10 protein-coding genes are annotated in these 13,055 nt (G+C 69.0%); 4 read left to right on the top strand and 6 right to left on the bottom strand.

Going from position 1 to position 13,055, the window contains the following annotated elements; translation table 11 throughout:
* Window positions 1-5: 5 nt before the first annotated feature.
* The 5 genes from MTF65_RS01995 to MTF65_RS01975 all read right to left on the bottom strand — a co-directional run bounded on the left by MTF65_RS01995 (window position 6) and on the right by MTF65_RS01975 (window position 5,894).
* Window positions 6-1,424 (bottom strand): RICIN domain-containing protein, encoded by a 1,419-nt coding sequence (locus MTF65_RS01995; RefSeq protein WP_243626409.1) that lies wholly within the window; start codon window positions 1,422-1,424, stop codon window positions 6-8.
* Window positions 1,425-1,484: 60 nt separating this feature from the next.
* Entirely contained in the window at window positions 1,485-2,336 is an 852-nt protein-coding gene (locus MTF65_RS01990) for a carbohydrate ABC transporter permease (RefSeq protein WP_243626408.1), read from the bottom strand.
* A 6-nt stretch (window positions 2,337-2,342) separates the two neighbouring features.
* Window positions 2,343-3,332, bottom strand: a complete 990-nt coding sequence (locus tag MTF65_RS01985) for a carbohydrate ABC transporter permease (protein ID WP_243626407.1) — start codon at window positions 3,330-3,332, stop codon at window positions 2,343-2,345.
* A gap of 14 nt (window positions 3,333-3,346) precedes the next feature.
* Window positions 3,347-4,630 carry an ABC transporter substrate-binding protein gene (locus tag MTF65_RS01980; protein WP_243626406.1) on the bottom strand — a complete coding sequence of 428 codons (1,284 nt, stop codon included), beginning with the start codon at window positions 4,628-4,630 and terminating at the stop codon, window positions 3,347-3,349.
* A gap of 88 nt (window positions 4,631-4,718) precedes the next feature.
* On the bottom strand, window positions 4,719-5,894 hold the full coding sequence (locus MTF65_RS01975; RefSeq protein ID WP_243626405.1) for an ROK family protein: 1,176 nt from the start codon (window positions 5,892-5,894) through the stop codon (window positions 4,719-4,721).
* A 75-nt stretch (window positions 5,895-5,969) separates the two neighbouring features.
* Here MTF65_RS01975 and MTF65_RS01970 point away from each other — a divergent pair, with 75 nt between their 5' ends.
* Together MTF65_RS01970 and MTF65_RS01965 are read left to right on the top strand one after the other, a co-directional pair.
* Window positions 5,970-8,072 (top strand): alpha-galactosidase, encoded by a 2,103-nt coding sequence (locus MTF65_RS01970; RefSeq protein ID WP_243626404.1) that lies wholly within the window; start codon window positions 5,970-5,972, stop codon window positions 8,070-8,072.
* 505 nt (window positions 8,073-8,577) lie between these two features.
* Window positions 8,578-8,745 (top strand): hypothetical protein, encoded by a 168-nt coding sequence (locus MTF65_RS01965; protein ID WP_243626403.1) that lies wholly within the window; start codon window positions 8,578-8,580, stop codon window positions 8,743-8,745.
* Window positions 8,746-9,419: 674 nt separating this feature from the next.
* Here the strand turns inward: MTF65_RS01965 and MTF65_RS01960 are convergent.
* Complete coding sequence (locus MTF65_RS01960; protein ID WP_243626402.1) at window positions 9,420-10,262, bottom strand: alpha/beta fold hydrolase; 843 nt, start codon at window positions 10,260-10,262, stop codon at window positions 9,420-9,422.
* A 255-nt stretch (window positions 10,263-10,517) separates the two neighbouring features.
* Here MTF65_RS01960 and MTF65_RS01955 point away from each other — a divergent pair, with 255 nt between their 5' ends.
* Window positions 10,518-11,615, top strand: coding sequence for a DUF2332 family protein (locus MTF65_RS01955; protein ID WP_243626401.1), 1,098 nt, complete (start codon window positions 10,518-10,520; stop codon window positions 11,613-11,615).
* Complete coding sequence (locus tag MTF65_RS01950) at window positions 11,612-12,742, top strand: alpha/beta fold hydrolase (RefSeq protein ID WP_243626400.1); 1,131 nt, start codon at window positions 11,612-11,614, stop codon at window positions 12,740-12,742. The genes MTF65_RS01955 and MTF65_RS01950 overlap by 4 nt, the downstream gene beginning before the upstream one ends.
* The last annotated feature ends 313 nt before the right edge of the window (window positions 12,743-13,055 follow it).

Here is a 13,055-nt window from a genome sequence, read left to right as displayed (position 1 = left end):
GCCCGTTACAGCGACGTGCGCTGGAACTGCTGGTTCGGGGCGCCGGTGCAGACGGCGGGCTTGAGCTGGGCGTTGTTGGCGGTGGAGGAGTTGGCGACTTCGGCGCACTCGCCGGTGACGGCGTTGACGAGCTGGACGTAGCCGGTACCGAGGTCCTGGATGGTCCAGTGCTGCTTGAACTTGTCGACGCCACAGGTCCAGGTGATCACCGAGGCGGCGAGGTCGATGCACTTGTTGGCGCTGCGGGAGACCAGTCGGGACTTGCCGTTGCTGATGGAGTCAATGCGCCACTGCTGGTCGGTGTTGCCGGTGCAGTCGTACTGGACGACAGCTGACTGACCGGCCTTGACGCACTTGCCGGAGTGGGCGAGCGTCAGCTTGTCGTAGCCGGTGCCGATCGGGGTGATCGTCCCGGCGGCGGTGTCGATGGTCAATTGCCTGGCGTAGGACATGGTCATCGAGGTGGCGGTCGGGAAGGCCAGCGGAAGCCAGACGTACGTGGAGTCCTCGACCGGACCGCCCCAGGAGCCGGCCCAGCGGTCGCCCATGTAGAGGTGGCTGGTGGCCGAAGCGCCCTGGATCGTCAGGACGTACGCGGTCTGGGAGCCGTAGGTCTGGGAGTCGCCGACGTTGGCGTTGGCGGTCCAGGCACAGGCGACGCAGCTCGCGGTGGCGTACTGCTGCTGAGTGGGCAGCCAGCCGTTCTGGCCGGAGGTGAGGAGGAAGTAGACGCCGTTCCGCTTGAACATGGCCGGGGCCTCGCGGCGGTCGCCCGGGAAGAGCGTCCTGGTCAGCGACTGGACGCCGGTGTAGTCGGGGGTGAGCCGGTAGACGTTGAGGTCGGCGTTGTCGTTGGCCGCGGAGATCAGGTACGCGCTGCCGTCGTCGTCACGGAACAGGGTCATGTCCCGCGACTCGAAGCCGAGGGGGCGGAAGCTGCCCTGGTAGGTGTACGTGCCGTCTACGGTGGAGGAGACGGCGACGGCGACCTTGGCCTCGGTGTAGTCGACGCCGTTCTCCTTGTGGGCCCACAGGACGAACTGGCCGGTGGTCTGGTTGTAGACGACCTTGGGGCGTTCGAGGTTGGCGAGCTGGAGCTCGGAGTGACTGGCCTGGGTGAGGACGTGGTTGCGGAACTCCCAGCTCTTGAGGTCGATGGAGCGCCAGACCGAGATGTAGCGGAAGGTGTCGTCGGCCTTGCGGTCCTCGCCGAACCAGTAGTAGTACGACCCGACCTGGATGACTCCGCCACCATGGGCGTGGACCGGGCTGCCGACGGTGTCGTCGATCCGCGCGCCGACCGGAACGGTGACCGGCGCGGCGTGCGCGGTGCCGGCGGGGAGCAGCGCGCTGAGCAGAAGGGCGACGCAGAGCACCGTGGCCTGAGCCAGGCGTCTGAGGGTGTGGGACATGGAGTTGTGCATGGGGGGAACTCCTCTGTCAGGTGGGGCCGGTGGGGGCGGCCCCGGTGGGGAGGAAGGGCCTCAGTCCTTGAGGCCGCTGAGGGTGATGCCCTGGACGATGTGGCGCTGGGCCACCAGGAACATCACGGCGAGGGGCACGATCGTGACGACCGCGCCGGCAAACAGGCCGGGCAGGTTCACCGACTGCGCGGTGAGGAAGGTGGACAGGGCGATCTGCGCGGTCCACGTGCTGGGGTCCTGACCGATGACCAGGGGCCAGAGGAAGGCGTTCCAGCTCTCGATGAAGGACAGGGCGCCGAGCGCCGCGAGCATGGACACCGAGTTGGGCAGGGCGATCCTGCGGTAGACGCCGAGGTGGCTGAGGCCGTCCAGCCGTCCGGCCTCCTCTATCTCCGTGGGGAAGCGGAGATAGAAGTTGCGGAACAGCAGCACCGCGAAGGCGTTGAACAGACCGGGCACGATGATGCCCCAGTGGGTGTTCACCCCGCCCAGCGAGCCCACCACGACGAAGGTCGGGATGAAGGTCACGGAGCCCGGGATCATCAGGGTGACCACGATGAAGGAGAACACCGTGCCGCTGCCTGGTACGGGGATACGGGCGAGCGCGTAGCCGGCCATCGAGGCGAGCAGCGTCGAGACGGGCGCGGTGACGGCCGCGATGAGCAGTGAGTTGCCCAGGGCGCCCGCCATGGGGATGGCGGGGTCGGTGAACAGTTCGGTGAAGTTGTCGAAGGTGAGCGGGTTCGGAAGCCACTGCCAGTCGGGAGCAGTGACCTGCTGGGGCGTCATGAGCGCGTTGCGCAGCATGATGTAGAAGGGGAGCAGGAAAAGCGTGGCGGCCAGTCCCAGCGCCAGGTGGGTGGCGACGGTGGCGGGCGTGGTGCGCCGCCGCGCGGTGTGCTGTCGGTTCACGTCGGGTCAGTCCTTCCGGCCGAGGCCGACGATCCGGCCCTGGAGCAGGGTGACCGCGATGATGAGCAGGGTGAGGAGGAAGGCACCCGCGGAGCCGACGCCGTAGTTCTGGTCGCCGAGCGCCACGTTGTAGAGGTGGACGAGGGGCGGTTTGACGGGTGCGGTGCCGTTGCCGCCGCTTTTGAGGCCGCCGCTGAAGAGGTTGTAGAACTCGTCGAACGCCTGGAAGGCGGCGATGGTCATCAGCAGCAGGAGCGCCACCGACGTGTTCCGCAGCATCGGCAGGGTGATGTGCCGGAACATCCGCCATCCGGACGCCCCGTCGAGGGCGGCGGCCTCGTACAGCTGGGGCGGGATGGCCTGGAGCCCGGCCAGGAACAGGATCATGTACAGGCCGACCTGGAGCCACAGCCGCAGGGTGATCAGCACGATCCAGTACAGCGGCGGGTCCTGGGTGGCGATCCACGGCACCGCCTCGAAGCCGAGCAGTCCGCCGAGCGTGTTGGCGATGCCCGACGGCAGGCCGTTGAACAGGCTCATCCGCCAGACGAGGGTGGCGGCCACGTACGAGACGGCCGCGGGAAGCAGGAACGTCGTACGGAAGAAGCCGCGGCCGCGACGGATGCGGTGGACGAGGACGGCCAGCGCGAGGGAGGCGGCGAACGTCACCGGCACGATGAAGAGCGTGAACAGGACGATCGTCATCAGCGAGGAGCGGAAGCCGGGGTCGGACAGCAGGAACGCGTAGTTGTCCAGGCCGACCCAGCGGACCGGGTTCAGCGTTCCCCGGGCCTCCCCCAGGCTCAGCAGGAAACTCCAGCCGATCGCGACGTACTTGAACAGGGCGAGACCGAGCACCATGGGCGCGGTGAGCACGATGAACGCGAATACGGAGGACCGGTCGGTCCTGCGACGTGCGGGTCTCCTGGCGGCCCGGGGCTTGAACCGCACCTCGGGGCGTGTCTTTCCGGGCGGTGGTGAGGTGGACAGAGCCATGGTCGTACGGCTCCTCAGCCGAGCTGCTTGTCGAGTTCCGCCTGGCACGCGGCTGTGGCCTTGGCGAGGGCGGCGGCCGGGTCGGCGTGCTGCTTGGCGATCTTCGTGACGGCGTCGTTGAAGGCGGTGGCCATGGCGGTGTTCCACAGGTTCGGGAAGGACGTGCCGTACTTCTGGGAGATGGCCACGGCCTCCTTGGGGGCGCCGGCGCCGAACTCGGTGGTCTGCGCGGCGACACTCGCCCGCGGGGGCACGTGGAAGCCGTAGCTCACGCACCAGTCCTTCTGGAGGTCGGCCTGCTGGAGCCAGAGCCACTGGACGTACTTCTTGGCAGCCTCGACGTGCTTGCTCTTGGCGTTGACGAGTTCGTACCAGCCGCCCAGGCGGGCGGTGGGGCGCCCGGAGGCGCCGAAGGCGGGCCAGGGCACGACACCGAAGTCGTCGCCGAGGCTCTTCTTGATGTCGGGCATCGCCCACAAGCCGCACCAGTGCATGGCGGTGGCCTTCTGGGTGAGAGCGCCGGGGTCGAACCAGTCGGTGGTGAAGTCCAGCAGCAGGGACTTGGAGTCGTGGAGCTGGCGCAGCGCGCCGATGGCGGCGGCGGTCTCCGGCCGGTCGAATGCGATCTTCGCACCCTCGAGCAGGGTTCCCCCGGCGGACCAGGCCATCAGGTAACCGGCGTCGCCAATCCCGTCGTTGCCGACGAACAGGCCCTTCATCTTCGCGGTAGTGAGGGCGCGGGCCGCCTCGACGAGTTCCGCGTACGTCTTGGGCGGGGTGATGCCGGCCTTGTCGAGCACGCTGCGGCGGTAGTACAGCATCATGATGTCGTCGATCATCTTGATGCCGTAGACCTTGCCGTCGACGGTGGCGCCGTCCAGATCCGCCTTCGCGAATTCGGACTTCGCCGCGCCGAGGATGTCGTCGAGCGGGGCGAGCTGCCCGTTCTTCACCATCTGGTGGCGGAAGTCGCCGATCTCGAAGAGGTCGGGCGCGTCGGCGGTCAGCAGGCTGGAGTTGAGCTTGGTCTCGTAGTCGCCCGCCACCCAGGTGATGTTGATCGCGACGTCCGGGTTGGCCTTCGTGTACGCCTGTGCGTACCGCTTGACGGCGTCCTGCGTGCCCTGCTCGCCGTACGCGTGGTACCACTGGTTGAGCGTGATCTTCGCGCCGGCGCTGTCACCGGCGTTCTTCTTCATCGGGTCGCTGCTGCACCCGGTGAGCACGGCACCGCCGGCTATGAGGAGCGAGGTGGTGAGGAAGGATCTGCGGCCGAAGGCCCTCGGGGTGGCGTGCATGGGTGCGGCTCCTGACGGTGGGGTGGTGCGGGGGGTTTCTCTGGTGGTGCGGGGGTCCCTGGTGGTGCGGGTGGCGGGGCCGAAGCAGTCAGATCGATTCGGCCGTGAACATGGTCTGGAGGGCGACCGCGGCCGCGCCGCGTGCCCATTCCTCGAAGGGCAGCGGCCGGATGATCAGCGCACAGCGCGCCGCGGCCCCGAACGCCTGCTGGGCGAAGGACTCCCGGATCTGCGGCTCCAGGAGGTCATAGGCGGCCAGCCCCTCCCCCGAGACGACGATCCGCTCGGGTCCGATGAGGTTGGCTACGGCGGCAAGGCCCAGGCCGATGGCGTGCCCGGCCCGGTCGAAGGCGTGGCGTACCGCCTCCTCGCCCGCCCTGGCCCGCTCGACAGCCTCATCCATCGACAGCTCGGGGTCGCCGCAGGCGCCGCGTGCGTGGGCGAGGATGGCCTCGGTCGACGCCAGGGCCTCGATGCAGCCGCTGCCCCCGCAGTGGCACGCGGGCCCCGGCTCGGCGACGCGTACGTGGCCGAGCTCGCCCGCCACGTTGTACGCGCCGGCGACCAGACCGCCGTTCACGACGAGGGCACAGCCGATACCGGTTCCTACAGTCACGAGAGCGAACGACGACGCCCCGACGCCCTCACCGAACCACTGCTCGGCGACGGTGAGGGCCTTGACGTCGTTCTCCAGCGTGGTGACCAGACCGGTCGCCTCGGTCAGCAGCCGCGCCAGCGGGACGTCGCGCCACCCGAGGAACGGTGAGTACCGGACGCCCCCCGACGCCCGGTCCACGTCACCGGAGACGGCCACACCGAGACAGTGGGTCCGCTCCCGGTAGTCGTCGGACTCGGACAGCAGCTCCTCGACCAGTTCGGCGAGGGCCGTGACGACGCCGTCGACGGTCCGGTCCGTCAGGACGTGGTGGCGGGAGGCACGCGTCTCGGCCCGCAGATCGCAGACCACGCCGATCAGATCCTCGTTGGTGACCTTGACGCCGATGAAGAACTCGCGGTCGGCCCTGACCGTCAGCGGGCTGGCCGGACGGCCGGCGCCCGGGGCGGTGCGCTCCTCGGCCGCCAGCTCTTCCAGGTAGCCGGCCTCGATGATGGGGCGGGCCGTCCTGGTGACGGCAGCCGAGGAGAGCCCGGTCCGCCGCGCGATCTCCACACGGGAGACCGGCCCGGCCGTCAGGACGGTGGTGAACACGGCCGCTGCGGCGGGCGTGGTGATCGGGGCTCGCAGCTCTGGGATCGGAGGCATGCGCCGTACCGTAGGGCCATTAATTACCTCCGTCAATTATTGAATTCCCGGGAGTTGGGACCTACGCTCCCCCGCATGAACCCGGTGTCGTACGACCCACATCACCGCATATGGGCACTCAATGCCCGTAACAGCAGCTACGTCCTCCGGCTCGACGACGGGGACGACGCTCCCCGCCAGCTCCACTGGGGACCGCACCTGACGCCGGAACAGGCGCTGACCACACCCCCACTGCCACCGCCGGGCAACAGCTTCGCCGGTACGGCGCGCGGGCGCGAGGAGTACCCGACGGAGGCCGGCGCGAGTTACGGCCCGGCCGCGTTGCTGATTCGTTTCGCCGACGGCAGCAGGGGCGTCGAGTGGCAGTACCTCAACCACACCGTGGACGGCGGCCACCTCGCGATCCGCTGGCGCGACCGGCGGCAGCCCCTGGAGATCGTGCTCCACTACCGGGTGTACGAGGACAGCGATGTGGTCGAGCGCTGGGCGGAGCTGCGCCACACCGGGACGTCGGCCGACGATGCCCCGCTGACACTCCATCGCGTGGACTCGGCAGCCTGGTCACTCCCCCACCGCCCCGACTACCGCATCAGCCACGTCATCGGCGCCTGGGGCCGCGAGACCCAGCTGCGCCGCACCCCGCTCCCGTACGCCGAACTCGTCCTGACCAGCCGTCGCGGCGTCACCGGCCACGACACCAACCCGTGGGTGATGCTCGACGCCGGGGACGCCACCGAGGACACCGGCGAGGTGTGGAGCTCCGCCCTCGCCTGGAGCGGCAGTTGGCACTTCACCGCCTGGCGCGCCCAGGACGACCAGGTCCGCTGGAGCGGCGGCGCGGGCCACGACGGGCTCACCTGGCGGCTGCGGCCGGGTGAGCGCTGGCAGACCCCGGTCTTCGCGGGCCTGTACAGCGCGGACGGCTTCGGCGGGACGAGCCGCGCCTGGCACACGTACCAGGCCGGCCATGTCCTACCTCAGCCCGACGAGTTGCGGCCCGTCGTCTACAACTCCTGGGAAGCGACCGGCTTCGACGTCGACGAGGCCGGCCAGATGCGGCTCGCGGCGCTGGCCGCCGGGGTCGGCGCGGAGCTGTTCGTGATGGACGACGGCTGGTTCGGCGCCCGCCGCGACGACACCGCCGGGCTCGGCGACTGGACGTCGAATCCAAAGGCGTTCCCGGACGGCCTCCACCCGCTCATCGACGAGGTCCACCGGCTCGGCATGCGCTTCGGGCTGTGGGTGGAGCCGGAGATGGTCAACCCCGACAGCGACCTCTACCGCCGCCACCCGGACTGGGTGCTGCACATGCCGAGCCGCGAGCGCACGACCCTGCGCAACCAGCTCGTCCTCAACTTCGCCCGGCCCGACGTCGCCGCCTGGGCCCACGCGTGGCTGAACCGGCTCGTCACCGACCACGCCATCGACTTCCTCAAGTGGGACATGAACCGGCCCTTCAGCGAGGCCGGCTGGCCCGAGCGCGGCGAGGACGCCGACCTGCTCTGGTTCGAACACGTACGCCAGGTGTACGCCGTCATGGACCGGCTCCGCGCCGACCACCCGCACCTGCGCATCGAAGCCTGCGCCGGCGGCGGGGGACGGGCCGACCTGGGCGTCCTGGCCCGTACGGACCAGGTGTGGACCTCCGACAACACCGACGCCGTCGACCGCATCGCCATCCAGCACGGCTACAGCCAGCTCTACCCGGCCAGGACCATGGGAGCCTGGGTCACCGACTGCCCCAACCCGTTCACGGGCCGTACCGTGCCGCTGCGGTTCCGCTTCCACATCGCCATGGCCGGAGCCCTCGGCCTGGGCGGCGACCTCACCCGGTGGACCCCGGACGAACTCGCGGAGGCGGCCTGCCTGGTCGCCCGGTACAAGGACATCCGCCCGGTCGTCCAGCACGGCCTGCAATACCGGCTCGACGGCGACGGCGTCCAGTACGCCCACGGCGACCGCACCGTCGTCATCGCCTGGCGGGTCGCCCCGGCCCACGGCGATCCGACGCCGCCCCTGCGCTTGCGCGGCCTCGACCCGGCCGCCCGCTACCGCGACGAGCGGACCGGCCTCCTCCACCACGGCGCCGTCCTCATGCACCACGGGCTCCCGCTGGACCTGTCGGCGGGCGACCACGCGAGCATGGTGATTCGGCTGAACGCGGTGGGACAGGGTTGACCCCAGGTCGCTACTGCGCTGCCGGCGGCATCAGGCGTGACCCCAAGGGAGGGGAGTTCTGAGACCACCGATTCGTATGGGGCGCTGCTGGACCAGGCCGCGGGGCATGCCCTGCGGTACCTGCGCGCTCCGGCCGAGCGCCCGGTGGAGCGCGGGCTCGTTCCGTCGGGCAACGGCCGCTACTTCGGCTACGTCGTCGGCGGCACGCTGCCAGTGGCGATGGCCGCGGACTGGCTGACCACGGCCTGGGACCAGAACTGCATCGTGCACGACGGCTCGCCGGCCACCGCGGTGGCCGAGGAGCGGCACAAGGTGCTGGCCGACCGCGGCTGGACGTGGCCACCCCCGCCGCGTTCGCCGCGGCTGCTGTCGCTCTCCCCCTCACCGCCCCCGGCTCATGCGCACCTGGCGCTGCCGCGCCGCAGTCGGCGGCAGCCACCACACTCACCACACCGTATGGTCGTCGGCAGACTCGGCGGACTGCGACCCGAGCACCCCCATCGCAATGCCGGTCAACCGCCTCGCCCGGACGGGCGACGTGATCTCCCTCTACGACAACGACTTCCCGGACGGGGATGACCACCTCGGCTCCGACACGGCCGAGGGAGACCGCGGCACTCTGGTCTTCAACCTGGACGGTGCCCACTACACCCTGGACTACGGCCCGGCGTAGTCCAGACATCAACAGGAGCCGAGGCGGTACGGAGGACAACCCACATCCACCTCGTCCCCACCACCGCCGCCACCAGCTCCAAGCGGACCGGCACCACGTCCAGAACGCCCCTGCTCCCCCAGGTCGCGGCGAACCGAACCCCCTCGAAGGGATGCCCGGGGCCAGCTGCGGCCAGGTGCTCGCCGACCTGGCGGGACGCCTCCGGGCGCAGCGGTACGGTCCGGCCCACCGCACGAAGCCGGCCCCGCCGCGTCGTGGCGGCCCAGAACGAGCGGCCCGGGGCGGGTCAGGGTTCCAGTGACGGCCGCCGATGATCGCTTCGGTGGGAGATGACCTCCTTGACCGCCGCTCCTGGCCCGGCACCCGGCCAGGCACGGCATGTATGGCGCGGGCGGCCCTCGCCGAGGGGCGAGCGCACGGTGTGCCCGTGGAGAGGGCCCCGAGTACGAGAGCGTGGTGCTGTTCATTCCCGTGAACCACAGGTACGCGACCGCGCGAGTCACGGCGGCCAGCGATTCGCATGTTCGGTCAGCTTTCACCGGGTCTTTCAGGACTCATACTCAAGGCGCCGGTGAGGACGCGGCGGTCGACCCGGCGAAGGCGGGGGCGATGGATTCCCTTCCGATTCCTCGACGGCGACCCTGGTCGAACGCCGCCGAGGTCGGCGCGCGGGTTCACCCCGTGAACGGGGCCAGGACGGAAGCGAGGCGGTCCTCGTCGATCAGATCGAAATGGTCGAGCTCGGTCAGTTCGACGGAAACATTGCCACCGTCCCCGTGCCGCCCCATTGCCGTCCGCATGGCGGACAAGTGTTCTCCGTATGAAGCGGAGAGAACCAGCCGTACGTGGTCCGCCACGCGCGTCACATTATGCAGCCGGGCCCCGAATTGTTCGTAGCCGTCGGGGCGCCAGTACGTGATCATATCGCGGGACAGTTGCGCCACCTGCTCGAAATCCTTCGGCGCCACCTTCGCCAGGTAGTGACAGAGTGACCGGAATCCGTCCTTGTCCGGAGCGAGGTTGACCAGTCTCTTGAAAGCCGGAACCGGATCTGTCGGGTCCGCCTCTGCGAACATCCGGGAAATGGTCATAGTCGATTGATTGACATTGGGATCGAGGAGCACGGCAGCGTGGACCGCAGGAACGCCGCGCCCGTCCTGCCACTGCTCCGCGAGCTGCAGGATCAGGTCGGCGCCGAGCGAGAAACCCAGCAGGACGATCTTCTTGTCCGCGTTCTCCCGGCTGACCTCCTCGACGAAGGCGGCTGCCATCCGGATGTGGGAGGCCAGCGGCACGGGCGGGATCCCGGCCGACCGGTCCGGTTCGTAGCCGCGGAGGTTCAGCGCGATGCCGTGGGTGTCCGTGTGGCTGAGGTAGCCGAGGTAGTCCGTTGCGTCGAGGCCGAGACCATGGAAGAAGAATGTGAGCGTGTCGGAGTCCGACTTTCGTTCCAGGTACCTCAATCCGGTCGACGTTCGCCCTTCGGTCACCTGACCGAAAGCCAACGCAGAGGTCATACGGACCACCCTCTGACAGATGTGTGCGGGAAGTGCGTGAGCGACTCTAGACCAACGCCGCATGGAATGTGCCGAAATGGGTAACGGGACCACGACCCGGCGTCGCGAAGTGGGGGGACCCGTCGGCGTTCTGGACACATCACAGACTGTCCAGCTTAATTATGTGGCGCTCGCATGGCTACCGAGCCGGCGAAACGCGAACTGTTGATTCCGGTACGTGGTCCTGTCAGCTGAACAAGAGGGGGCGCTTCGCTGATGTCCGACGGCAAGGACCTTCTGGTACGCACGTTGAGCGATATGCAGCAGCACGAGCAGGGCAATCACGGCTGGTCAGTGGTCCACGAGTCGATTGCCCTGCTGGCCGGCTCCGGCTCCGCCCCTGCCGTGGACCTGCTGCTGGAGTCCGTACGCCTCACCCGGCCCCGGATGAGTACCTCACACCTCATCACCCTCATCGGCATCGCCCTGCGCACCGTGGCCGCGCAGGACCCCCGGGCCGAGGCACTCTTCTCGCCCGAACTGCCCGCCGCCGTAAGGGCCAAGCTGCTCTCAGAGACCCTGAAGGAGCACCACGACCGGATCACGGCCGTGCTCACCGGCCGTTCCAACTCCTTCACCGGGGCCCGCCGTTTCCTCATACCCCAGCTGCTGCTCAGCTCCTACGCCGCGCACCACGCCGTCGACGGGATACGCCTGCTCGACATGGGTACCGGGATCGGGCTGCTGCCGCGACAGCTGAACAACCGGGTGGTCTTCGACCGGTTCGCCCCCGACCTGGAGTGGAGCCCCCAGCCGCCGCCGTACCGAACGATCCCGCTGGTCGAGCGGCACGGGATCGACGCCCCGCCGCTGCCCACTCTGGAGTGGATCCGGGCCTGCCACGGGCCCTCGGCCTACTACGACGAGCGCTTCTCCGAGGTGCTCTGGTCGCTGGAGCAGACGGCCTCCGCCGATACCTCCTCCATCATTTCCGCCCTCGACATCCTCGATCTGCCGGCCTTGACCCGGTACCTCCGTACCCACCGAATCAACGTCGTGACCTGCAACTTCGTCCTTTACCAGTACGACGAGGCCACCCGCGGCGAGGTCATCGCGACGATCAAGGAGGCGCTGGCCCCGCCCGGCCTACTGCTCGGCATGGAGCCACGCGACGGGCTGCGCCGGATGGGAGCCCGGGTGGAGGCCCACCTGACCAGCGGCACCGGCAGCACCGGCCCGCTCCACATCGCCGATGTCTCCGATGCCCATGTCCTCGGGAGAGCGACGGCCGGCCCAGGATTCACCGAACTCACCGGACTGGCCGGATCGGCCGGGCCGGACCGGGCGGACGTACCGGACGGCCTGAGCCGATGAGGGGAGTCGGCACCGCCACGCTGGCTGCCTTCGCCACCCGGCACCGAGGGCCCCTTGCCCTGGCCGGCGGGGCCGTCAGCCTGTTCCTCGGGATCTACAGCGACGAGGCCCGCGCCATGCTCGCGTGGACGTGGACCCATGTGGCCGCCGGCGGAACCCTGGTGGCCACCGGGGGCGCTGCCGTGTTCTCCACGGCCTGGTGGGCCCGCGGCCGGGTGGAGCGCCGCCGCGAGCTCCAACGGGAGGTCACCCCACAGTCGTTCGAGATCCGCGCCGACGACTTCGACGGCGACCTCCCGTCGGACCAGGCCGTCATCGGCCGTGAACTGCGCTACCTGGAACGGCGTACGTCCTCCTCTCACTTGGTGGTCCTGCTGCACGGGCTCGGACTGGACGCCGAGGACTTCCGCCCGTACATGAACATGGCGCGGCAGCACACCATCGCCATCACCGCGTTCGGCCACAGCGTCGAAGACGCCCGGGACAGCCGGTACGGGCCCATCGGGCTGGCCACCCACACGGACCTGATCAGCGGCGCCATCAACAACCTGTGCCGGCAGTACCCGCACAAGAAGCTGACCCTGGTGGGCTTCTCGGTCGGGGCGGACATGCTGTTCCGGCTCGCCGCACTGTGGACCGCGCACCCGGACCGGAAGCCGAAGGTGGCCGCTGCCCTGCTGCTCGACCCCAACATCAACCACTCCACGATGATCATCACGGAGAGCATGGCGCAGATGAATCCGGACGAGCCGCTGACCGAACTCAAACGGATCGCCAACATCCCGCGCTCCCCTGTGGAGTTCCAGAACGTCTGCGAGTACCTCCACAAGATCACCGAGAAGGACCTGCGCCAGGTCCAGCGCTACGCCTCCGAGCTGTGGGCAGACTGGGAGCCGGAGGGCCGCTACGACCTGTTCTTCCGCCGCTTCGACCAGCTCCAGGCGATGTCCGGCTCGGTGAAGATCTTCTTCTCCACCCACTTCGAACGGCACTTCAACGAGGTGGTGGGCCTGGCCCGCCAGCGCGGCGTGCGCCGGGTCTTCGATCTGCGCCGGGTGGACCACTTCGAGCTGTGCCGGGAAACCTTTCTGGTCCGCGAGGTGGACGCCCTCACCCGCCACCGCTGACTCGGATCCGATGGAGGCGGAGAACCAGTTGGATCTCCAAGTAACGGTGGCCGGTGTCGGCGGCGATGAAGAGGAAGAACCGTCCGAAACCACGCGGCCGGTAGAAACAACATCAGACACCCTTGACGGGGACACTCCAGTCACTGCACTGGCCGCTTCGCTTCCGGATGCTCGACCAGACGGCGCCGTCGCTGGCGGTCTTTGGAGCGGCTCTGGGCCGCCCCCTGAGGAAAAGGCTTCCTTCCTGCACTACGTGAGAGGTCCAGGATGACTCGTTTCCTCAGGAACCCGACGGACTCGTCGTCGGTCACAT

The sequence above is a fragment of the Streptomyces sp. APSN-46.1 genome (genome assembly GCF_022815725.1).
Lineage (GTDB): Bacteria > Actinomycetota > Actinomycetes > Streptomycetales > Streptomycetaceae > Streptomyces.
The sequence above is the reverse complement of the archived record's forward strand: the minus strand, read 5'-3'. Positions and strand labels throughout refer to the sequence as shown.